This is a genomic window from Bacillus sp. FSL R10-2780 (assembly GCF_038006125.1).
Classification (GTDB): Bacteria; Bacillota; Bacilli; order Bacillales; family Bacillaceae_G; genus Bacillus_A; species Bacillus_A cereus_U.
In genome coordinates, this window is sequence record NZ_JBBOUQ010000001.1 from 3,372,908 (window position 1) to 3,398,317 (window position 25,410).

Here is a 25,410-nt window from a genome sequence, read left to right on the forward strand (position 1 = left end):
AACTGCATATTGGCCTTCTAACGGGAGGTACATATTATGACATTTTGGCAATTTGCATTTAAAAATGTAACGCGCAACTCAAGAGCTTATTTTGCCTATTTTTTAAGCAGTTCCTTTTCCATTGCTGTTTTCTTTTCGTTTGCTGTTTATTTATTTCATCCGAAATTACAAAATTTCAGTATGATCTCTGAAATTTCAGGATTAATGATTTTTTCAGAAGTTGTCATTGTACTGTTCTCTTTCTTCTTTTTACTATATTCAATCGGATCGTTTTTAAAAGTTCGTAAAAAACAATTTGGTATTTTAACCGTTTTAGGTATATCGAAAAAGCAATTACATCGTCTCGTTTTTACGGAAAATATGTTAATTGGTATTTTATCTATCTTTTTTGGTATGCAGTTTGGGCTTGTCTTTTCGCAATTTTTCTTATTAGTGACGGCGAAAATTACGCACGTACCAGGGATATATTTATATATACCTACGAATGCTTTCATTTTAACAACGATTGTGTTTCTTGTTCTCTTTATCGCTGTATCTGCATTCACACCAATGCTTATTCGAACAAAAAAAGCATTGCACCTTTTAAAAACAAACAATGTAAAACAAAAAGAAAGAAAACCATCCATATTAATTTCTCTGTTTGGTGCTATCTGTTTATTAGGTGGTTATATTTTAGCTGTAAATCCTAAATATTTCTTCTCAGTAAACCCGCAAGTAGGCGTTATATATATGGTTTCAAGTATTTTTGTGATTCCAGCACTTGTTACAATTGGGACATATTTTTTCTTTTCTCAAATTAGTTTCTTACTTATTTATATTTTAAAGAAAAGAAGAAGTTTTTATATGAAACGGATTAATATGCTTTGGATTTCTGATTTAGCAAGTCGTATTCGAACAAATATTAATATGCTTTTTATTGTAGCGATGCTATCTACAGTAGCCTTCACAATGATTACATTTCTATATGGATTTGGAAAGTTTACAAAGCTAGATGTTACGAGAAGTTCACCTTTTCCATTTTCTTATTTTTCATATGACGCAAATCCTTTTGCTAACAAGCATTTAACTTGGCTTGAACAGCAGTTACAAAAAGAAAATTTCTCTTATAAAAAGATAGAAGCTGATTTATATGAAACACCACTGAAAGAAGATGCAGGTATAACGACTTACAATGACATCTATGCAATGAAACAAAGTGACTATAATAAACTTGCAGCTTCCCTGCGAATGAAACAACTATTCATGAGCGATAACGAAGCATATGTCTTAAGCGGCAGCGCTTATTTCACCTTATTCAGCCAATTTGATCCAAGCTTCAATAGAAAATCCATTACACTTTCTAGCACAAATACGATATTACAAGTAAAGGGCTATGAACAAGCAGGGGCCATTCCATCTAACTTTTCATATCAAACTTTAATTTTACCTGATGTTGTTGTAAACAACTTACCAAGTACAACAAAGCATGTATCAGCGTACAATTATAACGTACAAAACTGGGAAAAGACGTATGAAATTGCTAATGATTTTATGAAAAAAATACAAAAAGATCGACAGGAATTCCAATACGAAGGCCCCCTTATACGCTCCTATGAATCAGCAGACTCATTATATAGAATCACATCAGGAAGTGCTGCATACTTCCTAATCGGGACATTCTTAGGTGTCATTTTCTTTATTGGAGCAGGTAGCGTTCTTTACTTCAGAATGTATACAGATTTAACAAACGAACAAGAAAAATATGTAGCAATTTCAAAAATTGGTGTAACAAATGCAGAGATGAAACGATCTGCAACCATTCAACTTAGCATTTTATTTTTCGTTCCATATGTTATGGCATCCATTCATACAATGTTCGCAACAAAAATGCTTCAAGATGTAATTGATTTATCACTATTCAAAGAAATTTCAGCCGTTCTTATTATTTTTGGCATAGTTGAAATCGTCTTTTTCTTATTCATTCGTTCCTTTTACATGCAAAAGTTATCAGAGTATACGAATGGTTAAGTTTTATGAATATATTAGTACAGGAAAAGGGTATCTCTTATATCCTTTTCCTCTTCACTCTATTAGGAGGTTCAGGTGAATGACATTTTGGCAGTTTGCCTTTAAAAACGTAACACGGAACGCCAGAGCTTATTTCGCCTATTTTGTAAGCAGTGCGTTTTCCATTGCTATTTTTTTCTCATTTGCAGTTTATTTATTTCATCCTAAATTGCATATGACAGACGTGAATTATGCTCTGAACATATTAATGACAATTTCAGAAGTTATTATTGTATTCTTTTCATTTTTCTTCTTACTATATTCGATCGGTACGTTTTTGAAAGTACGAAAAAAACAATTTGGAATTTTAACAGTACTTGGCATATCTCAAAAGCAGTTAAAACGGCTCATATTTCTAGAAAATATGTTAATTGGTGTCCTATCCATATTTTTCGGCATTCAATTTGGCCTTGTCTTTTCACAGTTCTTTCTACTAGTTACTGCCAAAATTACACATGTACCTGGTCTATATTTATATTGGCCGACAAGTGCTATTATTTTAACAATAATAATCTTTTTCGGACTCTTTATTCTCGTATCTTCCTTTACACCGATGCTGATTCGTACGAGAAAAGCTGTACGACTTTTGCAAGAAGGTGAAAAACAAAAAGAAAGAAAAGCATCTGTACTCATCTCTCTCTTTGGCGTGACATGTTTACTATCTGGATATGCGTTAGCAGCAAACCCGCTATATTTTATGTCACTAGGAGATATTGCTGGAGTTTTGTACGCCGCCACCAGTATATTTGTCATTCCATCACTTGCTGCAGCTGGGACATATTTTTTCTTTTCACAAATTAGCTTCTTACTCATTCGTATATTAAAAGCGAGAAGAAAGTTTTATATGAAACGTATTAATATGCTTTGGATTTCTGATTTAGCAACCCGTATCCGGACGAATATTAACATGCTCTTTATTGTGACGATGTTATCAACGCTCGCTTTCACAATGATTACATTCTTATATGGGTTTGGGAAATTCACAAAGTTTGATGAAATAAGGCAAAACCCTTTCCCTTTTACTTATTTATCACATACCGAAAATACGTTAGCTGATGAACATTTAAATTGGTTAGAACAAAAATTTAACGAAGAGCAGTTTACTTATAAGAAATTTAAAACAGATATATATGAAGTATCTTCGGCGGAAGAAAGCCCGCAGCTCTATTATGCAATTAAACAAAGTGACTACAACATACTGGCTAATGCATTAAGCTGGGAACATCTCAACGTAAAAAATAATGAATCTTATATCCTTATTAAAGATTTAGACAGTCAAGTTATTGGAACCATTCATGATCAAAAAGCAAAAAATACTCTTACGCTGAACCAAAATTCTTTACAGTTACAAATAAAAGAATATAAAAGTTATAACCCGTTCCCAAATAGCTTAATATCACAGTTACTCGTATTATCTGATGAAAATGTAGAAGCATTATCAAACGTTTCAAAACAGATGAGTGTATATAGTTTCAAAGTGAACGATTGGGAAAAAGCACATGACATTGGTTCAGCATTTACAACAAAAATTAATAAAGATGATGAAGCTATCCAAGCAGAACACCCACCGTTCCATGCAAGTGAAGCGAGCGATTCTCTATACAAAACAAAACTAAATGTCGCTTCGTTCTTCTTAATCGGTACTTTCCTAGGTGTCATTTTCTTTATCGGTGCTGGCAGTGTTCTTTACTTCCGAATGTATACAGATTTAACAACTGAGCAAGAAAAGTATATAACGATTACAAAGATTGGTTTGACAGAAACCGAAATGAAGCAATCTGCTACAATCCAACTTGCTATCCTATTCTTTGTTCCTTATATTATGGCATCGATCCATACGATGTTTGCGACAAAGATGTTGCAAGAAATATTAAATCTCTCATTTTTTGCTGAAATTACAGTCGTGCTTATGATTTTTGGAACGGTTGAAATTCTCTTTTTCCTTTTAATTCGTTCCTTTTATATGCAAAAATTATCACAACATATTAAGTTTTAAAAATAGAAAGGTGATTATTATGGAAGAAGTATTACACATAAAAAACGTCTCAAAAGTGTATGAAGGAAAAGTCCCTCATACTGCTTTAAAAAATATAAATTTACACGTAGATAAAGGTGAATTCGTTGCAATTATGGGGCCGTCTGGAAGCGGAAAATCTACATTTTTAAACGTTATCTCTACAATTGATTCACCTACTTCTGGTGAAGTCATTATTAATGGAAAACAACCGCACACGTTCCGCAGAGAGAAGCTTGCTATTTTCCGTCGCCAAGAGTTAGGATTTGTTTTCCAAAACTTTAACCTATTAGATACACTAACAATCGGTGAAAATATCGTGCTGCCTTTAACGTTAGATAATGTCCCTTTGAAAGAAATGGACGAGAAGCTCGATAACATTTCAACAAAACTTGGAATTGATCATATTTTGGACAAGCGTATTTTTGAAGTTTCTGGAGGACAAGCACAACGTACCGCAGTAGCACGTGCTGTTATTCATCACCCATCACTTCTACTTGCGGATGAACCGACAGGAAACTTAGATTCGAAAGCGGCAATTGATGTAATGGAATTATTTACGAAATTAAATAAAGAAGAAGATGCAACAATTTTAATGGTTACTCACGATCCGTTTGCAGCAAGTTATTGTAACCGAGTTATTTTCATTAAAGATGGTGGGCTTTACAACGAATTACACCGCGGATTATATCGCGAGAAGTTTTATCAAGAAATATTAGATGTTTTAGCATTATTAGGAGGAAGACGTGGATGACGTTTTGGCAGTTTGCATTTAAAAATGTCTCACGTAATTCTAAAGCATATTTCGCTTATTTTGTAAGCAGTGCGTTTTCCATTATGGTTTTCTTTTCCTTTACTGTATACGCGTATCATCCGCGGTTACAAATTATAAATAAATTGCATGAACAAGATCCGCTCATGAACTTAGCTGGCATGGCACAGTTTATTATCGTTTTGTTCTCGTTCTTCTTTCTCTTATATTCTATCGGGACGTTTTTAAATGTACGAAAACAACAATTTGGTGTTTTAACTGTTCTCGGTATATCTCAAAAACAGTTAAAACGGCTTTTGTTTACTGAAAATATGATAATTGGAATGCTCGCTATCTTTGCAGGTATTCAAGGCGGCCTTGTGTTTTCTAACTTTTTCTTACTCGTTACCTCTAAATTAACAAGTGCAAAAGGCCTCTATTTATATTGGCCAACACAAGCAATTATCGTTACAACAGTAACTTTTATTATTTTATTTTTCATCGTTTCTACATTTACACCGATGTTCATTCGTACTCGTAAAACAACTCGATTAATTAAAAATAATAAAAATGAAAAAAATGAAAAAAGGCCGTCTATACTCATTTCATTATTTGCCTTAATGTGTTTAGGGCTATGCTATTGTATTGCCGGTTACCCGCAAAGCTATATAACAGAAAAAAATTTACAAAACGGCTCTGTATACCTTATTATTTTATCTATTTTACCGCTCGTAGTAGTCGGAACATATTTATTCTTTTCACAAACATTTCTCCTCTTTATCTTTATCTTAAAAAAGCGGAGAAAGTTTTATATGAAACAAATAAACATGTTATGGATTTCAGATTTAGCTAGTCGTACTCGTAGTAATATTAATGTGCTCTTTATCGTTTCTATGTTATCAGCACTTGCATTTACAATTATTATTGGATTATTTGCTGCTAATAATAATACGAAAGCATCGACATTAGAACGATATCCTTTCCCCTTCACATATACGTCCAAAGGTGAAAATCCCTTTGAACAAAAGCACATTGCTACAATTGAAACGGAGCTTACAAATGCTAATTTTCAATACAATAAGCATAAGGTTACAATGTTACAAGATACAGCTTTAAACAAAGACATTACTCTTATGAAAATGAGTGACTATAACACACTTGCGAAACAATTAAAGAGGCCGGAAATAACCCTTGATTCTACACAAGTTTATATTATTTCTCGGTACTCGCCAGAACTCTTAAATCTTGTATCAAATCCATTTGCAAAACAAAATACAATTACACTCGGATCTAATAAAAAGGAATTTCATATTAAGGGATTTATTAATAAAGGGATCGGACCAGTCTTTCTTTTCCCACATATAATTGTTGTACAAGATTATGTATTTGATAATATGATTCCTCATATTGAAACGACCATAGTTTATAACTACTTCGTTGAGAACTGGGAAGATGCAATTGTTCCGACGAAAAATATGTTAAAACATATTTGGAATGATACGGATAGCTTCCGTGAGGCATATAAAAATACAGACATCCCATTTGCTATTTATACAGCTGCTGATGATCTAAACTACAGTAAAGGAAATTCAATTGCTACTTTCTTTATTTGGACATTTCTCGGCTTTATTTTCTTTATCGGGGCAGCAAGTGTTTTATACTTCCGTATGTATAACGACTTAACGACTGAAAAACAAAAGTACATTACGATTACAAAACTCGGCTTAACAGAATCAGAAATGTTTCGTTCTGCAACGATTCAATTAGGAATTTTATTTTTCATTCCTTATATCGTTGCTGGTATTCATACAATATTTGCGATTAAGTTTTTACAAAGCATGTTTTCTTTCTCTTTATTAAAAGAATTAATCATTATACTTACGTTATTCGGGATTATCGAGATTATTTTCTTCTTCTTAATCCGCTCCCTGTACATTAATAAATTATCACAGCATATAAAAATATGAATAAAATAGCCTTGTGCAATATGCACAAGGCTATTTTCAATAGTTTTTAAATAATTAGCAGCAGTATCCACCATAGCCGCCGCCATAGCCACCATAACCGCCGTAACCACAAGAACCGCCGCCTCCGCCGAAGCAGCTAGCACCGATAATGATTAATAAAATAAACAATACGATTAGAAGCGCAAAACCGCCTCCGCAGCCACGTCTACGGTCGCAATCATCATGTCTGTGTTCACACTTTTCGCTCATTACTCTATTCCTCCTTTAGTATCATTCATAACAAGTTCAACTTGCTCTAAATGAGGGGATTCCATTTATATTATGTTTTCAGGGCAAATAGGAAGCTTGGCATTCCTAAAAACGGGCTTGTTTCGTGAAAAGAACCCCAACACAAAAAGAGGATACCTTTAAATAGGCACCCCCTTCTTTTAAACGAACATATTAAGTAAAAGTACAAAACCAAATGCAATAAATGATAATAATGTCTCAAGTACAGTCCACGTTTTAAACGTTTCCTTCACTGTTAATCCTAAATACTCTTTTACAAGCCAAAATCCCGCATCATTTACATGAGAAAACATTAATGATCCTGCCCCTGTTGCAATAACGAGCAATTCTAAATTTACACCAGACATATGCTGAATGACTGGTGATACAATTCCTGCCGCTGTCGTTAATGCTACTGTAGCTGATCCTGTTGCAATTCGAATTAATCCAGCTACCATGAAAGCTAATACAATTGGTGATAATGAAATATGCTCTGCCATTTGAGCGATTGCTGTTCCGACACCGCTTTCAATTAATATTTGTTTAAATCCACCACCTGCACCGATAATTAAAATAATTGAACCGACCGGTAATAAACTTTCATCTGTTAATTTTTTAATCATCTTTTTATCAATACCTTGTCGTATACCTAATAAATAAAACGCTGCGAAACATGAAATAAGTAAAGCAATCACTGGGCTTCCAATAAAGTTTAAAAATTCCGTCATTTTTTTCGGTAATGAAATATATGGTGCGACTACTGATAAAATCATTAAGACTACTGGTAATAAAATGATAAAGAATGAAGCTTTACGACTTGGTAAATCGGTAGATACTGTTGTAACACGAACAAGTTCTGGTTCATTTTCAGGTATAACTCGCTTATGTACCCACTTTGCAAATACAGGCCCTGCGATAATTGCTGTTGGTAACGCGATAATTAATGAATACAATAGTACCTTCCCTAAATTCGCATTATAAATACCGATTGCTGTCATCGCACCTGGATGCGGCGGCACTAGCCCATGTACTATGGATAATCCCGCAATAACAGGCAAAGCAATTAATAATATATTTTGCTTCGTTGTTTTTCGAATAGAAATAACGAGTGGTAATAAGATGACGATCCCTACTTCAAAAAACACTGGAATCCCGATTACAAATCCAGCAAATAACATTGCCCAAGGTAATTTTTTTACCCCGAAGAATCGAATGAAGAAATCTGCTACTTGCATGCCAGCCCCTGAATCAGACATCATTTTACCCAAAATCGTACCGAGAGCTAAAATACCGACTAAATGCCCTAGTACACTTCCAACACCAGTTTCATAGGCAGTAACAATTTTGGTCAAGTTCAATCCAGACATGATAGCTAAAAATAGACTAGCAACTGTTAAACTAATAAATGCATGCCATTTCCACCACGATACCCCTAAAATAACAATTGCGATTGCAATTAACGTGACGATTAATAAGTATATATCCATATCCCATTCCCCTTCGATATGAAAAATTTTTACAAAAAAAGAGGGAATTAGTCCCTCTTCACTTTTTACACATCATAATTTACTACATAATGCTGCATTTCCGTATTGTAGTAGCCTTCACTATATTCAATTACTTCACCAACTTCATCGTAAGAATAACGCATACGTTTTAATAATGCTGTCCCTTCTTGTTCACCTAACTCTTCTGCAACGAAGCTAGGTGCAAATCCAACAGCGAATTCATCTCTGAAGTTTTCTAAATGTATACCTCGGTCCTCAACTAAATCATAAAGCGATTGTAAATCAAAGTCCGATAAGTCTGTACTTGCCATGCGCGCTGAAAAATAGTGCGTATAATGAATGTACGGGGCATCATTTAAAGCGTATAGACGCTCAATTCGAAAACTCTCTTTACCGAATAATCGAAACGGCACTGTTCCCTCTTCATTATGAACTACTTCTGCCTTTAACAATTTCTTTTGTACTTTATATCCTTCTTCTACTAACACTTCTGTAAATTTCTTACCCTTTGAAAGCTTTGTCGCAGAAGTATTACGGATGACTTTCGTTCCTTTACCGCTTTTCTTTTCCAAATATCCTTCTTGAGCGAGTTCTTTAATCGCATTTCGTACTGTAATTTTGCTCACTTTGAACTCTTCCTCTAATTGCGGTTCTGAAGGAATATTCGTATGAATCGCATATACACCATGTAATATTCGATCACGAATAATATTTTTTATTTGTAAATATAATGGTCCTTTTTTCCTCGTTACGTTCACCGTTACACCCACTACCTTTCTACATCACCTACTGATGCCGTCATTGCCCGAAGTATATCTTTCTCTGATGACATTGGCGTATCACCGACGATTGTATGTGCAAGCATTCCAGCTGCTGACGCAAATGAAACAGCTTTCTCTGGTGCAAACTCTTCTATCTCGCCATGAATAATCCCGCTCGTATAAGCATCTCCAGCACCTATTCTATCATATACAGAAAACGTAAGTGTTTTTGCAAAAGTGAACGATCCATCTTTATATATGAATCCGTGAAGTGAGTGTGTATTATCGCTATTAATAGAACGATGTGTACCAGCAATTGTAGCGATATGATATATTTCAGCCACTTTTGGAATAAGGTCAACAAGTTGTGCTTCTCGCTCTGTCTCTTCTGTTTTCATTCCAAGAACGAACATTGCATCTTTTTCGTTCATCATAACGATATCAGCAAGGTCCAGCATTTCTTCATAATGTGGTTTCGCCTGTTCATATCCGTCTTCTCCCCAAAGCGATGGACGATAATTGCAATCAAAAACGACAGTACCTCCGTTTTCTTTAACTGCTCTCGCTAAAAATTTCATATGATGGCGCACCGTATCATTCATCGCAAGTGTAATACCGCAAAAATGAACGATATCAATTTCCTTCGCGATTTCTTCAAATTGGTACATCTCTTCAGATGCTGTGTTGAAACTACTTTCTAAACGATTGGAATACGTAACGCGGCTTGCACGTGCGCCAAATCCATTTTCTAAAAAGTACATGCCAACATATTTACCGCCCCTTGAAATAAACGGTGCCTGAATGCCTAACTTTTGAATATGCGATACCGCAGCATCTCCAACTGAGTTTTCCGGTAAAGTTGAAATAAGAAACCCTTCATGACCTAAATGAGAAAGTGCTGCTGCAACGTTTACACCTGTACCTGAAAAAGAGTAATTTAATGTGTTTGCTTGCGATAGTAATTCATATCCCGGCACTTGCAGGCGCATCATTACTTCACCGAATGCTGCAATTTTCTTACGCATATTGATCAACTAACTTCTTCACTACCGCTAATAGTTCGCGAACATCTTCTACTTTCGTATTGCCAGTTTCTTTATCAATAATAGAAGAGTACACATGCGGGATAACTTGCTCTACGTTTGCTTCTAACGCAATACGTACAATTGTTTCAAAGTTCTCTTTATCAATTCCGCCTGTTGGCTCTAATGCGAATCCTTCTTCAGCACAAGCTTTCGCAACAGCACGATATTCGTCTTCATGAGCTAAGCCTTTCATCGGGAAGTATTTCAATGAATTTCCGCCCATATCACGTACAAGTGCAATCGCTGTTTTAATTGGAACGATCGCCTTTTCTTCTCCAGCCGCACTTATTGGACCAGTAGAAATATTTACATAACCTACTTTTCCTGTTGGTGATACTAAACTATTAATCCAGCTATCTTTTCCGCCAAGATTTGCGCGCGTTGCCCCAACTGAAGGGAACACTTGGTTAATATGACTACCAGGATAATGCTTCGCAATTTCAGCTACAACCGCCGCTTGACGATTATCTCCAGCACCTAGTCCGATTGATACAGCGTCATCAATTTCTTTTCCGTATGCTTTCATCGCTGTAACTGCTTCTTCTACTGTCGGATAATCTTTTGATAACACGCCGACTACTACATAACCTTCTGCTGCTTCAAAAATGTCTTTCGCATTTCGGATATTGTTCGCTAATACATTTAATGCTACGCGGCCTTTATAAAAACGTTTTTGAATGTTTGTCATTTTAGTTTCCCCCTACAATTTCTCTCATTTTTTCTTCAATCACATGTATATCATCACCTTGAAGTGGACGTGGATCGATATCAAAGAACCCTTGTCTTACTCCGTAATCACGTGTGTAAATTGCGATTTCCCCTTCGCGTAACGCGGTCACAACATCTTTTGCAGTTTTATTTAATTCGTTCTCGTTAATATGAATACGCGCTCTAAAGATCGATCTTCCAGCTTCATCTTGAACGATTGTTACATTTACACCGTTTAACTCTTTCAGCGGCATAAGTACTTGCAACAATTCTTTTTCTTGTTCACTCTTATCTTCTTTCACTCCGTATTCATCCAGTGCTTGAAGTAAACCGAAAGTCGTCTCTTTCCCAACTTTCATACTTCTTCCGATGCAATGTAATTGCACCTTTAGCCATTCAATATATTTTCGTTTACCGCCAACAATACCAGAAGTAGGTCCTTCAATCGCCTTTGAACCGCTATAAATTGCTAGATCTGAATACTTCACATATTTTTGAATGTCTTCTTCAGCTGCCGCATCAACGATAAGTGGTACATTATTTCGCTGTGCAACTTCCCATGCTTCTTCAACAGAAATCATATTTTTTTGCACTGCATGATGGGATTTTACATAAAGAATAGCTGCTGTATTTTCACCAATCGCATCTTCAATATGCTCTGCTTTCCCTTCATTTGCGTAACCTACTTCAACGAGCTTACCGCCGCCTAAATAAATCATCGTTTCAACAGGAGCACCGTATTGAACGTTATGACCTTTCAGCATGATCACTTCATTTTTCGCAATAACCTCTTGATGAAGCCGTTCACTTTTACGACGATTTCCTCCCGTCACAATACCAGCGATAGAAAGCGCAATTCCGCTCGATGCTGAGTTCACAACAACTGCTGCCTCTGAATCTAGAATGCTAGCAATATGGTCTCCCGCTTTATCTACTAAATCTGCAATTTCTACATAATTTTGTCCACCATGTTTCATCGCATCCATGACTGTATTTGTCGGAGCCGATACACCTAAAATACTCATTCTACCGCTCGCATTAATAACTCTTTTTAATCCATACTTAGCATTCAATGAATGACCCATTAATTACAACCCCTTTCGTATCAATTCTTCTTTCAGCAATGCGCTGATCCCCTTCTGAATCAATTAACGTAATCGGTTCATCTTTAACCGTAAACAAAGTTAAGTTCGCAATATCCCCTTCTTGAATGCGGCCAAGCTCTGGTTTCTTAAGCCATTCTGCTGCATTTTTCGTAACCGCATCAATCACTTCTTCGAGCGTGTAACCTAAGTAAAGGAATTTCGAAAGAACGTTAGCCATACTATAAACTGGACCGTGTATACGATTCTTCCGGTAAATATCTGTACTAATTGTATTAAGAGCAATGCCGTGACGCTTCGCTGCTTCTGCTACTTTAAAAGAAAAGCTAGCATTGCCATGCCCAACATCTAAGTGAACACCGCGATTCACTGCATCGATTAACACAGGTAGCGGTTTGCCTTCTTCATCAAATAAATTATTTTCTTTCCCGTTTAAGTAATGTGTAATGACATCATCTTTTTCTAAAAGAGGTACAACTTCCTCTATACGTGGAGGCGCTGAACCGATATGTACCATAATCGGTAATGATGTTTCACGAGATAAAGAGCGCGCTACGTGCAGCGGTTCAATTCCGCTATCACAAACGACACTTTTACTCATTCTCGCTTTTAACCCAACGATTACATCTTTATACTTTTCTACTGCATCTATTACTTTCTCTTTATCTATCCATTCCATATTGGATAATTCATCAATTCGTTTCAAACCGATGCGAGAAATATTTAAAAAGGCAAATAAATTCGTTTTTGCCTGTTCTCTACTTAATACTAAATCCGTAATGCGATCAGCCCCGCAGCTACCCGCATCAACAATTGTCGTTACCCCTTGCTTAACGCCAATTTCATCCACCTCATCGCCATACGGATCAAACTCTGGAAAAGCATGAACGTGTAAATCAATCCAACCACTCGATACGTAAGTACCTGAGTAATCAAGAACCTCTACACCTTCGCCAGCACCAGCTTTTGTCACCTCAGCGATTTTATTATTTTCAACTACAATGTCAATCTCTTCCCCGTTCACACGTTTCACATTACGTAGTACGAATCGTTCTGTCATTGTATTTCCACCCTTTTCTATAAGAAGCCATAAGAATACGCTTACATTAAAATTTCATTTTTCATATCTCTTTCACACGTTTAGCGTAACATAAAAAAAGGAAGAAGTAAATATAACGTTATAATGTTTAAAAGCGATTAAAAAGCTATCTATTTCAGATAGCTTTCTTCTCTATTCCTGAACCGTCACAATAACCCCGTCCATATTGTTCCCCGAAATTTCATACTGCTTATTCACCGGAACATTCACGTTCATACGATCTGAAACTTTATAATAAGAAACCGTATATTTCTTACCTTCCACATCCGTTGAGATCTCTTTTTTCTCTTTTAGAAAGTCCAAGTATTCCTCTAATGTAATTTTCTCTTTTTGCATAATCGCACTATGAGGTAAGCCTACATAGCGTATATGCCATGGCTCATATTGAATACCCGTAATATTACTTTTATTTTTCGGATAACGTAAAACAAATCCATATTTCCAGACGTTCTCTTCAATCCATTTTCCTTCAGGAGCCTTCTCCATTTTCTTCTGAGTAGACCCTACATCGAGTGATAACCCTAAATTATGTTCACTGTATCCTGCTGGAAGTGCATAATCGGATCCCATTTCTTTATATAATTTACTTTGTTCTTTAAAATCTCGATACCCGCTACTCATTAAGAAATGCTGTACTCCATCTTTGCCAGCTGCATCGACAACGTTTAAAAACTTTTTTACAATATCCTTTGATAAACGAAGATTTCTATCAAATACCACATAACCTCTTACTAATTCACTATTGTGATTTACATTTATAATGTCGGACCTAATGCTATCTTTTTTAACTGGGTAATCTTTATTAACTAATAATAGATTTCCCTTATAAATCTCTTCTTTTGTAACCTCTACCTTTTCAATATTCGCCGATTTTACCTTATTATCTTTTTCTGCAATTTTAACATCGATATCCTTTTGAAATAATGGTGATATATAAAAGCCTACACAGACTGTACATAATATAAAAAGAGAAATAAATACCCACTTTTTCATTTCTAGTTCCTCCTTAACGTAACTTACGTATAGAATAGAAAAAACTATTAAAATAAAAAGTGGGGTAAAGTTTAAATTTTTATTAAATCGCCTGATTCTCTTCTTTTGGTAATCTCACTTCAAATATCGTTCTAATTACATTACTTTCAGCAGAAATGGTACCGTTATGCTGCTCGACAATATTTTTCGCAATAAATAACCCAAGGCCTGTACTACCTTGCTGCTCTGATCTTGCCTTATCACCTGTATAAAACATATCAAATAAATATGGTAAATCCTCTTCTGGAATGCTATCTCCGTAATTAATAATTTGTACAACTACCTCTTCATGATCAATATATCCGTTCATATCAACAAAATTCCCATCATATCCGTAACGAATCGCATTCGTTAAAAGATTTTCAAAGACTCGAGCTAATAATTTCCCATCACCATTAATAGGTAAATGCGGATTCATATTCAATCTCGCCTCTAAATCCTTTTTTTCTAATAACGGATACAATTCTTCCTCTAACTGTATAAGTAATTCACTTATATCAATTGGTCTTTTTTCCAGCTGCAACATGCCATAATTCATTCTCGTTATTTCAAATAATTCATCAAGTAAGCTTTCAAGCCTTTCCGATTTCGTAAAAGCAATTGTGGAAAAATGTTTAATTTGTTCCTTCGTCAAATTCTCATCTTTAAGAATTAAATCTAAATAACCTAAAACAGAAGTTAATGGTGTTCTTAAATCATGAGCTAAGTTAACAATGAGCTGATCCTTACTACTTTCCGCAAAGTCTCCTCGTTCAACTGCTTCTTTTAATTTCTCACTCGCTACATTTATTTCACGAGCAATATATCCAAACTCGTCATTTGATGAAACGCGAACTTGATTTGTAAAATCACCGTTCGCCAAATGATGAATCCCGTTCGAAATCTCATCAAAATATTTTAAGTATGGTCTAGTAAGGAAGAAGAAAAACATAATGGATAGAGGGATGAAGATAATTAAAAAGAAATTAATATCCCCAATTTGTCTTACCATTGAACGAAATTGGGCTAAAGGATCCTCATAACGAACTACTAATTTATAATAGATCCGTAATCCTTCATAAAGTAAATACGTTACGCCAGCAGCTAATATCATACTTAACGCAAATAGCATAACCATCTTCGATCGAAAGCTTCTCATCTTTTTAGCCATTGAAAGTATACCCTACTCCCCACACTGTTTTTATTAACTTATTCTTTCTTTTATCTTCTCCAAGTTTTTTCCGCAAAGTACGGATATGTACCATAACTGTATTTCCACTTTCGTAATACCCTTCAGCCCATACTTGCTGAAAAATATTTTCCACACTGTACACTTTCTTCGGGTGACTTGCTAATACATATAAAATATCAAATTCTTTTGGTGTTAATTCAATTGGCTCTCCGTACACATTTACTGTTCTTCGCTCAGGATCAATAGCGACTCCGCCTATTTCTAAAGCAGATTTATTCTCCGCTACTTTCGGTTGATTTAACGTAAGAAATCGACGTAATTGTGCATTTACACGTGCGACTAATTCAATCGGTGTGAAAGGCTTCGTCATATAATCATCTGCGCCTAGCACAAGACCTGTCACCTTATCAAAATCAGATGTTTTCGCACTTAAGAAAATGATTGGCATGTGGTGCTTGCCGCGAATCTGCCTCGTCACTTCATATCCATCCATTTTCGGCATCATAATATCTAAAACCACTAAGTCGATTGGTTGAGTTTGAATAATATGCATGGCTTCTTCTCCATCAGCTGCTTTAACGACGTGGTAACCCTCTTTTTCTAAATGTATCTCAATTAAATCAGCAATTTCCGCTTCATCATCAGCTATTAAAATTGAAATGTGCTTCATTTTAGTCCCCCTACCTCATTCCGTTTTCATAAGCTCGATTGTAAACTAGTCTATCCAATTTGTACAATACGAAAAGGCTACCCGTAAGAGTAACCTTTTCGTATTTTTTTATAAAATAGTGCATCGCGTATTGGTGAATGAAATTATATCGGCGATTTTCCAAATATATCGACCACAACTTGAATTATATCGGCGATTTTTCAATTATATCGACCGTAACTCGAATTATATCAGCGATTATTGAAATATATCGACTTACCGACAATTAACGACAAAATTCTCCCGCTATTTGTGGGCATCCTGATTAAAGATTAAATTTACCTCTCCAAAATAATCCGCTGCTTCGTGATTTCTTCCAATCTTCCGCGGTCAATTTCATACTCAGCTTCAACACTTTGCGGCACAACCACTTTCCCGCCCTCAAGCATCACTTCCGGTGAAATAATATCTTTCTCCCAATGTCTGCTAGAAGCAGATATATCTCCAGGAATCGTAAAGTTCGGCAATGAAGCAAGCGCAACGTTTTGCGCTCGTGAAATCCCCATTTCCACCATACCGCCGCACCAAACCGGGATATTATGCTCCATACAATAATTATGGATTTGAATGGATTCTGTTAATCCGCCCACTCGCCCCGGTTTAATATTAACGATTTGGCAACTACCAAGCGTAATCGCAACACGTGCGTCTTCTAAACTATGGATGCTTTCATCTAGACAAATCGGTGTTTCAATTTTCTTTTGCAGTTGTGCATGATCAAGAAAATCATAATCCGCTAACGGTTGTTCAATCATCATCAATTGAAATTCATCTAGTCGTTTCAATTTCTCCGTATCCGCTAATGTATAAGCTGAATTCGCATCAGCCATTAACGGGATATGCGGAAACTCTTTGCGAATTTCTTTCAGTAATTCGTAATCATGTTCTGGCTTTATTTTCACTTTAAAGCGCTCGTATCCTTCTTGCGCGTACTTCTCGAGTTGTTTTAACATAACCGGAATCGTATTGATCCCAATCACAACGCCGACTTCAATTTCAGTCCTAGTTCCACCAAGTAATGTCGCTAATGACTGCTTTTGACGCTTCGCATATAAATCCCAAACAGCACCTTCAATTCCGGCCTTTGCCATTCGGTTTCTCTTTATATGTTGGAACAAAGACGGTACTTCATTCGGATGAGGGATTTCAGCTTTCAATAAATCTGGTAATAAAAAATCCTGAAGTACATGTAGCGCTGTCTTCACCGTTTCTTCCGTATACCAAGGCTCAGAAAACGCAACGACTTCCCCAAAACCAACATATCCATCCGTATCTTCTAATTCAATGACGATACTTTCACGTTTTTCGTAAGTTCCGTAACTTGCGGCAAATGGGATAACGAGTGGCATTTCTGTTATATAAAGTGTCGCTTTTTTTATCTCCACTTACATCTCCTCCACTAATTGTCTTAACTCTCGTCTTAACAATTTCTTCGAAGCATTTCGTGGTAATTCCTCTAAGAAACATGCTTTCTTCGGCACTTTATATTTCGCTAATTTCTCTTCGCAAAAACGAAGAATTTCTTCTTCTGTTACCTCTCCACTTTTTACAACAAAAGCAGCAGGTACTTGGCCCCAACTTTCGTCCTTCATACCGACAACACCCGCTTCCACTACCGCTGGATGAGAGAGCAATACTTCTTCAATTTGAGCTGGATATATATTTTCCCCACCAGAAATAATTAAATCACTGCGGCGATCTAATACGTATAAAAATCCTTCCTCATCTAAATAACCGAGGTCACCAGTATGAAGCCAGCCATTTCTGATCGCCTCACGCGTCGCATCTTCACGGTTAAAGTAGCCACCTGTTACGTTCGGTCCTTTTACAACAATTTCACCTTCAGCACGGGGCGGCACTACTACGCCGTCTTTTTCAATACGAAGTTGGCATTGAAATAGAGGTTTTCCAGCTGATCCTACTTTCGTTAACATATAATCTGCTGATAACGTACAAATTTGCGACGACGTTTCTGTCATACCGTACGTTTGATACACAGGAATTCCTTTTTCCACACACGTTTCTAATAACGGCTTCGGCGCTGGCCCTCCGCCAAGTAACATGCATCGTAAAGAAGATGGATATGTCTCTTCTCCAAGTCTCTCTAATAAATCAGTTAACATTTTAGAAACGACAGAAATAATCGTAACACCTCTCGTTTGAAGTGCTTTATGAATAAAATTAGCATCATATTTCGGAACGAGTAAAATGCGCATACCATACATAATATTTTTCATTAAAAGAGATAGCCCGCCAACATGGAACATTGGCATACAAGCTAACCAACAATCATCTTCGCGAAGCCCTAAATTAAGCGCGGAACCAACTGCACTTGCCCAGTGGTTACCGTACGTTAAAATAACGCCTTTCGGTTTCCCTGTCGTCCCTGACGTATAAATAATTGTCATCGCTTCTTCTAAAGAGAATTCTTCTTGTATAGATGCTTCCGCCTTCGGTCCATTCATCACTTCAGCAAATGAATATACGGGAACATCCTTAGCCCCAAAATCTTGATCCGTTACTAAACAAACAACTTCAGCATCATCCATTTGCCAAAGTAGCTCTTCTCTTGAAAGACGCGTATTTAAAAGCACAGCTACTGCACCTACGTAAGATAAGGCGTGAATAACTGTAATCATCTCCATACCATTTTTCATCAGAACAGCCACCTTTTGCGCCCGCTTCACTCCTACATGTGAAAGTTGTTCACAAACAGATACTACTTTTTCATGCAGCTGCATAAAAGTAACCTTTTCATCCTCTATTTCAATTGCAGTGCGATCTGGTGTTAAAAATGCACGTTGCATTAACCAATTCGGCATCGTCTCCATTATTCATTCTCCTTTCATGAAAGAAAGAGACTTGATATAAAATCAAGTCTCTTAGTTGTTTTGTTTCCGGTTTTGATCTTCGGGCTGCGTCTCACATTGTGTGCGGGGCAAAAAGCGCCTCTTTGTCAGAAGCTCCATCCCCCTCACATTCTAAGCGAGCTGCTTCCGCTTTTGATCACATCCAGCTGCGCCTCCTAGCCCCTTCCGTCTAAGAACCTTCCGCAAGAGAAAGTAAAAAACACTTTCTGTGCGAAAGAACCTTAGCCTACGGGGCTAAACAGTCGGCTCCGCTTTTGATCACGGGAAACGAGGGAATTGACCGAAGTCCGGAGTACGTTTTTCTTTGAACGCGTCGCGGCCTTCTTTTGCTTCGTCAGTTGTGTAGTACAATAACGTTGCGTCTCCAGCTAGTTGTTGTATACCAGCTAAACCGTCTGTGTCTGCGTTGAATGCAGCTTTTAGGAAACGAAGTGCCATTGGGCTGTTTGCTAAAATTTCTTGTGACCATTGTACTGTTTCTGCTTCAAGTTGCTCTAATGGTACAACTGTGTTTACTAAGCCCATATCAAGCGCTTCTTGTGCACTATATTGACGGCATAGGTACCAAATTTCACGAGCTTTCTTATGGCCTACCATACGAGCTAAATAACCAGCTCCGTATCCACCGTCAAAGCTTCCTACTTTAGGACCTGTTTGTCCGAATACAGCGTTGTCTGCAGCGATTGTTAAGTCACATACAATATGAAGTACGTGTCCACCACCGATTGCATAACCTGCTACCATTGCGATAACTGGTTTAGGGATTGCGCGAATTAGACGTTGTAAGTCCAATACGTTTAAACGTGGGATTTGGTCGTCACCTACATAGCCACCATGACCGCGAACTTTTTGGTCGCCGCCAGAACAGAATGCACGTCCACCTTCACCTGTTAAAATGATAACGCCAACATTTGCATCATCACGAGCGTGCGCAAAAGCATTGATTAACTCCATTACCGTTTTAGGACGGAATGCATTATGTACTTCAGGGCGGTTAATCGAAATCTTTGCGATGCCATTGTATGTTGAATAAATAATATCTTCGTAATTGCCTTCTTTTACCCATTCAATAGTCATTACTATTACCTCCTTTTATATTTCTGATCTCCTCTATAAGTGCAACTTCCTTCTTGCTGAAAAAAGCATCACTGCATAGTTTTTAGAAATCCCTTTACTATTGTATCAAACTTTTCCGGTTGTTCCACATGAATTGCATGGCCAGCACCATCAATTTTGACAAAATTCGCGCGAGGGATGCATTTTTCTATGTTTTTTAATAGGCGAAAGAACTTTTCATCGCTTTCTCCATTCAGTAAAAGGACAGGCATTTTTAAGTTTTGCAATTCGTTCCACCATGAAGGCTGAGCACCTGTTCCCATGCCACGAAGGCTATTTGCAAGTCCTTTTGGATTATTAGCAAGTCGTTCTTTTCGCACCGCTTCTTTTACGTTTTGCGCTAAACGTTTTTGCGTTTCAAATAGCGGAATATTTTCCCACATCGATACAAAAATTCGGATACCTTCTTGCTCAATTTTATCGGCAAGTCGTTCATCTTTTTCCCTGCGTTCTTTTCGCTCTTCCTCACTCTCAAGTCCAGCTGTACAGTTTTCTAAAAGAAGCGAACGCACATATTCTGGATATAAGCATGCCATCGTAATCGCAAGTCTCCCGCCCATTGAATAGCCAAGTACATGTGCATTTTCAATATGAAGATGATCCAGTAGTTCTTTCATTTGCAGCGCCACATTTTGAATATCATAATGCGTCACATCTTCAGGACTTTCCGTTTTCCCGTGTCCAACAAGATCTACTAAAATGACTTGAAACTGCTCGCTCCAAGAAGGAATAAAGGAACGCCACGTTTCCATGCTTCCCGTAAAACCATGAAGAAGTAGAAGTGGTTCCCCGCTTCCGACTACTTCATATTCATACGATACACCTTGCAATGTTACTTTCATTTTGATTCACCTTGCAAAGATGTAGTAATAACGTCCATTGTTTTTGTCCATAATTCACGATGTAATTTCAAGTTTTCTTCGCGATTCGTACAAATTTCCACAACGTGTAATCCTTTCGTTGTCGTTCCAGTTTGTACTTCTTCTCGGAAGTTTTCCCATCCATCTACACGGCTAAATGAACCACCATACATTTTGACAACATGCTCGTAATCAAGCCCAATTGGTGTTCCAAATAATGATTCGAAATGTTCCTTTTTCTCGTATTGTGGTAAGAATGAGAAAATACCTCCACCATCATTATTTACAACAACAATCGTTATATTTAATTCATGTAATTTTGCAGCTAATAATCCGTTTAAATCGTGATAAAATGATAAATCACCGATTACTAATACGAGCGGATCACAAATAATACTCGCTCCTAAAGCAGTTGAAATAATTCCATCAATACCATTTACACCGCGGTTCGCCATTACTTGAATGTTTTTATCCGATGTGAAGAAAAATGAATCTGTATCGCGAATTGGCATACTATTACTCGCAAATAACGTTGCCCCTTTTGGTAATACACGTACAATATCCGTAATTACTTTTCCTTCAAATGCTGTTTCATATGTTTCCATCTCATGAAGTGTTTCTCTCGTTTTCTCGTTTATATGTTTCCACATTCCGAACCAATCATTCTTTTTCATAACTGGCATTTTCTCTAGTAATGCTCTGCAAAATTCAATGTCACTTGCTTGTACCACTTCTGTCGCAACAACAGCCGGATCTCTCCATTGTCCGGATTCATCAACAACGATATGAACTGCCTTCGTTTGCTTCTTTATGAACTGCGTTAATGCTTTAGAAACAGGCATTCCGCCGAAACGAATTACAACATCTGGCTTCCACGTTTCTTTTAACAATTCATTTCGTAAAAATGTATCATAACAATCTATAATCATCGTTTTATCATGATTACCACTACGGAGGTTAGAAAGTGGATCCGCTAATATTGGATACCCTGTTTTCTCAGCTACTTTCATAACAACTTCTGTGATTTCTGGATGACTGCCGTCTCCACAAATAATAAGCCCCTTTTCCATATTTGAAAGGCGCCCTACAAGAGAATTTACATATTCACTCGGCATCGTCACATTTCCTTGCTGAACTACTCCTGTATATTCACCACGCCCTTTATCCCATAAGCTTTCTAATGAAAAATCTGGGATTAACGGCTCGCGAAGCGGAAAATTGAGATGGATAGGTCCTTGCGGTGCTAGAAGTGCGCTTGCTATCGCACGCTGTGTCGTCATACGAGCGTAATGATACATCGTTTCGCTCGCCTCCGGAAGTGCCATCTCCATAAATTGCTTCACAAAAGTACCGTATAAATTAAATTGATTCATCGCCTGTGGTGCACCCACATCTCGTAATTCATGCGGTCTATCCGCCGTTAATACGATAAGCGGCACTCGTGAATGAAACGCTTCACATACAGCTGGATAATAGTTCGCAGCTGCCGTCCCTGACGTACATAATAGTGCAACAGGACGTTTTTTTGCTTTCGCAATACCAAGCGCAAAGAATCCTGCTGATCTTTCGTCTACATGTAAATATGTTTTTATTCCTTCATGTTGTTCCATTAGTAAGGCAATCGGCGTTGAACGTGAGCCTGGACTAATAACAACATCACATACATTTAGACGCGTCAGTTCGTCCACGAACGCGCCTAAATAATATGATAATGCTTCTATATGATTGTTCATTTCATTAATTCCTCCAAAGCACCAAGCATCGGTCTAAACTTCAAACTTGTTTCTTCATATTCAAGCTGCGCTACTGAATCAATTACGATACCACAGCCGGCAAATAAGGATGCTTTCTCGCCGTTTAATAATCCGCAGCGAAGTGCAACCGCAAATTCACCATTTCCTTCATCATCTATAAAGCCAATTGGGGCACCATATAATCCTCTATCTAAAAGCTCTACATCACGGATTAATTTCAACGCCTCATGACGAGGTGTACCACCAAGAGCTGGTGTTGGATGTAATTCTTCTACCATCGCTAAAAGACTTGCATCGCCTTTTGCTTCTACTGGCGTATATAAATGGATTAAATTTTTCGTCGTTAATAAGCCCGGGCTCTCCGGAATATTAACAGATTCGCAATGCTCACTTAGCACACCTCGAATCATGTTAACTACATAACCGTGTTCAGCCAAATTCTTTTCATCATGAAGAAGCGTCTCACCATTTTGTTTACTTTCTTCTATAGAATTGCCATGACCAATTGAACCAGCAAGGCACATCGATGTAAACTTCTCGCCTTCTTTTCGAATCAATCGCTCAGGTGTCGCCCCTAAGAAGCATGCTCCTTTATAATCAAAAGAAAATACGTAACAATCCGGTTGCCCAATGCGAAGCGCTTCTAAAACAAGAACGGAATCAATATGCTGATCCATCGTTAATTTTAGCTCCCTTGCTAATACAACCTTCTGCACGTTCCCTTGCTTCATTTCATCCTGAACTTTTCCAATCGCATTCATCCAGCCCTTCGGATCAACTTCTACTTTAGAAGTAACTGTTAATTTTGATCCTTCTAGTGCACATTTACTCTCTTGTAAAATTCTCTCTTCTACAGAAATAATTTCGTTATAAAGAGTTTCTGCACAATCTTCAGCTGAAACGAACTGATTAATGGTTAACCACGCTTTTTCATTTTTTACAGTTAATAAAAATGCTGGTAGTGAAAATGTGGTATCATCAAATTCTTTCCAAAGATTCGTTTTTTCTTTTTCTTGGTCAAATGAAAATCCACCAAATAAAAGAGGACCTGTTCCAAATTCATATCCTTCTCTTTGTACAAATGCTTTCTCTTTCACTTTATCCCACTCGTCACGAGCAGTTTGAAAGCGTTTGTGAGAAGAATTTGCTATAGTGAAAACAGAGCCAATTCCAGCAAATATTACATGCTGAGCTGGGTCTGCAAAATAACATCTATTTTCGAATGAGACCCTTTTTCCTGCTGCATAAAACAGAAGTGGATCCACCCAATCTATTTGTTTTACAAAACTAACTAATGTTTTTTCATCAGTCGCACGCTTAATAGCTGTAACAAGAACTTCTTGTAAGCCTTTTTGTTTCGTTTGAATCACAATTGTCTCCCCCCTATGGGCGAAAAATAGTCATAATTACGCTTGATTTTAAGATACACCTCAAAGGAAAGGCCTGTCAACGTTTAGCATTTCTGAGAAATTCACCTTCTCTTCCTAGAAAATAAACGTTGACACTAAATGATGCTTTTTCTACACTTAATTGTGTACAATATGTGACCAAGGAGGGTTCAACATGGAAATGAACGTCGAAACGAATTCCTCTCCTACAGCGCAAAAGCCAAGTAAACAAACCGGCTGGCGCATTTGGTGGAGTTTATTACGTCCCCATACATTAACAGCAGCTTTCGTTCCTGTTTTCATCGGAACAGCTTATGCAATGCAGGTCGGAGGTATAAATCAAATACATCTTCCTCTTTTCTTTATGATGCTTCTTGCTTGCCTTCTCATTCAAGCAGCAACGAACATGTTTAATGAATACTTTGATTATAAAAGAGGACTCGATCATGAAGGTTCAGTTGGAATCGGCGGTGCTATCGTCCGCGATGGCATTAAACCAAAAACCGTGCTTAACTTAGCATTCGGATTTTTAGGCATCGCAACGCTATTAGGTGTTTATATTTGTATGAACTCTAGCTGGTGGCTTGCTGCAATCGGTCTTGTTTGTATGGCCGTTGCTTACCTTTACACTGGCGGCCCCATTCCAATTGCATATACACCATTTGGAGAGCTAACAGCAGGATTATTTATGGGTGTCATTATTATTGGTATTTCATTCTTTATCCAAACAGGGGCAGTAACATCAGAAGTGATTTTATTATCTATTCCAAGCTCCATTTTAATTGGTGCAATTTTACTATCTAACAATATTCGTGATTTAGATGGTGATAAAGAAAATGGTCGTAAAACGTTAGCAATTCTCGTTGGACGCGAAAGAGCAGTTGGTGTACTTGCTTCTATGTTCATCGTTTCCTACATTTGGACAATCGCTTTAATCATCGTTAACATCGTATCACCATGGATGCTTATCGTATTCTTAAGTGCACCGAAAGCATTTAAAGCGACGAAAGGCTTTATCGGCAAAAGCATTCCAATGGAAATGGTACCTGCGATGATTTCAACAGCAAAAACAAATACAATTTTCGGTCTCCTAATGGGAATCGGATTATTGCTTGGATACTTCCTATAAAAAGGAGCTGCTTACGCAGCTCCTTTTTTCATATACCAACTTCCCAGCTGAAATTCATCTCATAATTCCTAC

At 37.2% G+C, this 25,410-nt stretch carries 21 protein-coding genes; 5 read left to right on the forward strand and 16 right to left on the reverse strand.

The features are described 5' to 3' along the window. The first annotated feature begins 36 nt into the window (after positions 1 to 36). The 4 genes from NSQ47_RS17635 (at position 37) to NSQ47_RS17650 (ending at position 6,778) form a co-directional block, all read left to right on the forward strand. The gene (locus NSQ47_RS17635; protein ID WP_341037545.1) at positions 37 to 2,007 is read left to right on the forward strand and encodes an ABC transporter permease; all 1,971 of its coding nucleotides are present in this window, start codon (positions 37 to 39) and stop codon (positions 2,005 to 2,007) included. Between the two features lie 79 nt (positions 2,008 to 2,086). Further along, positions 2,087 to 4,042, forward strand: a complete 1,956-nt coding sequence (locus tag NSQ47_RS17640; RefSeq protein ID WP_341037547.1) for an ABC transporter permease — start codon at positions 2,087 to 2,089, stop codon at positions 4,040 to 4,042. Between the two features lie 19 nt (positions 4,043 to 4,061). Further along, a complete protein-coding gene (locus NSQ47_RS17645; RefSeq protein ID WP_002112520.1) occupies positions 4,062 to 4,814 on the forward strand; it encodes an ABC transporter ATP-binding protein in 753 nt (250 codons plus the stop codon). After that, positions 4,811 to 6,778, forward strand: a complete 1,968-nt coding sequence (locus NSQ47_RS17650; RefSeq protein ID WP_341037550.1) for an ABC transporter permease — start codon at positions 4,811 to 4,813, stop codon at positions 6,776 to 6,778. Before NSQ47_RS17645 ends, NSQ47_RS17650 begins: the two co-directional genes overlap by 4 nt. Positions 6,779 to 6,832: 54 nt before the next feature. On the opposite strand, the gene NSQ47_RS17655 is transcribed toward NSQ47_RS17650, so the two are convergent. From NSQ47_RS17655 to NSQ47_RS17730, 16 genes are all read right to left on the reverse strand, one after another. Beyond that, positions 6,833 to 7,027 carry a YjcZ family sporulation protein gene (locus tag NSQ47_RS17655; RefSeq protein WP_002112522.1) on the reverse strand — a complete coding sequence of 65 codons (195 nt, stop codon included), beginning with the start codon at positions 7,025 to 7,027 and terminating at the stop codon, positions 6,833 to 6,835. Positions 7,028 to 7,206: 179 nt separating this feature from the next. Next, on the reverse strand, positions 7,207 to 8,532 hold the full coding sequence (gene gntP / locus NSQ47_RS17660) for a gluconate permease GntP (protein WP_341037553.1): 1,326 nt from the start codon (positions 8,530 to 8,532) through the stop codon (positions 7,207 to 7,209). 65 nt (positions 8,533 to 8,597) lie between these two features. Beyond that, a complete protein-coding gene (locus tag NSQ47_RS17665) occupies positions 8,598 to 9,323 on the reverse strand; it encodes a GntR family transcriptional regulator (RefSeq protein WP_341037554.1) in 726 nt (241 codons plus the stop codon). After that, positions 9,323 to 10,339 carry a sugar kinase gene (locus tag NSQ47_RS17670; RefSeq protein WP_341037555.1) on the reverse strand — a complete coding sequence of 339 codons (1,017 nt, stop codon included), beginning with the start codon at positions 10,337 to 10,339 and terminating at the stop codon, positions 9,323 to 9,325. Before NSQ47_RS17670 ends, NSQ47_RS17665 begins: the two co-directional genes overlap by 1 nt. Next, a complete protein-coding gene (dagF, locus tag NSQ47_RS17675; RefSeq protein WP_341037556.1) occupies positions 10,332 to 11,087 on the reverse strand; it encodes a 2-dehydro-3-deoxy-phosphogluconate aldolase in 756 nt (251 codons plus the stop codon). The genes NSQ47_RS17670 and dagF overlap by 8 nt, the downstream gene beginning before the upstream one ends. Before the next feature lies 1 nt (position 11,088). Then, complete coding sequence (locus tag NSQ47_RS17680) at positions 11,089 to 12,192, reverse strand: DgaE family pyridoxal phosphate-dependent ammonia lyase (RefSeq protein ID WP_002112526.1); 1,104 nt, start codon at positions 12,190 to 12,192, stop codon at positions 11,089 to 11,091. Next, positions 12,170 to 13,270, reverse strand: a complete 1,101-nt coding sequence (locus NSQ47_RS17685; RefSeq protein WP_341037558.1) for an amidohydrolase/deacetylase family metallohydrolase — start codon at positions 13,268 to 13,270, stop codon at positions 12,170 to 12,172. Before NSQ47_RS17685 ends, NSQ47_RS17680 begins: the two co-directional genes overlap by 23 nt. Before the next feature lie 171 nt (positions 13,271 to 13,441). After that, positions 13,442 to 14,302 (reverse strand): D-Ala-D-Ala carboxypeptidase VanY, encoded by an 861-nt coding sequence (locus NSQ47_RS17690; protein ID WP_002160065.1) that lies wholly within the window; start codon positions 14,300 to 14,302, stop codon positions 13,442 to 13,444. An 82-nt stretch (positions 14,303 to 14,384) separates the two neighbouring features. Next, a complete protein-coding gene (locus NSQ47_RS17695; protein WP_341037560.1) occupies positions 14,385 to 15,491 on the reverse strand; it encodes a sensor histidine kinase in 1,107 nt (368 codons plus the stop codon). Then, positions 15,484 to 16,182 (reverse strand): response regulator transcription factor, encoded by a 699-nt coding sequence (locus tag NSQ47_RS17700; protein WP_002160063.1) that lies wholly within the window; start codon positions 16,180 to 16,182, stop codon positions 15,484 to 15,486. The genes NSQ47_RS17695 and NSQ47_RS17700 overlap by 8 nt, the downstream gene beginning before the upstream one ends. Positions 16,183 to 16,499: 317 nt before the next feature. Beyond that, positions 16,500 to 17,606, reverse strand: coding sequence for an o-succinylbenzoate synthase (menC, locus tag NSQ47_RS17705; protein ID WP_341037562.1), 1,107 nt, complete (start codon positions 17,604 to 17,606; stop codon positions 16,500 to 16,502). Beyond that, positions 17,607 to 19,052, reverse strand: coding sequence for an o-succinylbenzoate--CoA ligase (locus NSQ47_RS17710; protein ID WP_341037563.1), 1,446 nt, complete (start codon positions 19,050 to 19,052; stop codon positions 17,607 to 17,609). A gap of 297 nt (positions 19,053 to 19,349) precedes the next feature. Next, entirely contained in the window at positions 19,350 to 20,168 is an 819-nt protein-coding gene (gene menB / locus NSQ47_RS17715) for a 1,4-dihydroxy-2-naphthoyl-CoA synthase (protein ID WP_002112539.1), read from the reverse strand. A gap of 68 nt (positions 20,169 to 20,236) precedes the next feature. Next, complete coding sequence (gene menH, locus NSQ47_RS17720; protein WP_341037566.1) at positions 20,237 to 21,049, reverse strand: 2-succinyl-6-hydroxy-2,4-cyclohexadiene-1-carboxylate synthase; 813 nt, start codon at positions 21,047 to 21,049, stop codon at positions 20,237 to 20,239. Then, the gene (gene menD / locus NSQ47_RS17725) at positions 21,046 to 22,800 is read right to left on the reverse strand and encodes a 2-succinyl-5-enolpyruvyl-6-hydroxy-3-cyclohexene-1-carboxylic-acid synthase (protein WP_341037567.1); all 1,755 of its coding nucleotides are present in this window, start codon (positions 22,798 to 22,800) and stop codon (positions 21,046 to 21,048) included. The genes menH and menD overlap by 4 nt, the downstream gene beginning before the upstream one ends. Continuing rightward, positions 22,797 to 24,191, reverse strand: a complete 1,395-nt coding sequence (locus NSQ47_RS17730; protein WP_002112544.1) for an isochorismate synthase — start codon at positions 24,189 to 24,191, stop codon at positions 22,797 to 22,799. Before NSQ47_RS17730 ends, menD begins: the two co-directional genes overlap by 4 nt. Positions 24,192 to 24,384: 193 nt before the next feature. Here NSQ47_RS17730 and NSQ47_RS17735 point away from each other — a divergent pair, with 193 nt between their 5' ends. Continuing rightward, on the forward strand, positions 24,385 to 25,338 hold the full coding sequence (locus NSQ47_RS17735; protein WP_002112545.1) for a 1,4-dihydroxy-2-naphthoate polyprenyltransferase: 954 nt from the start codon (positions 24,385 to 24,387) through the stop codon (positions 25,336 to 25,338). The last annotated feature ends 72 nt before the right edge of the window (positions 25,339 to 25,410 follow it).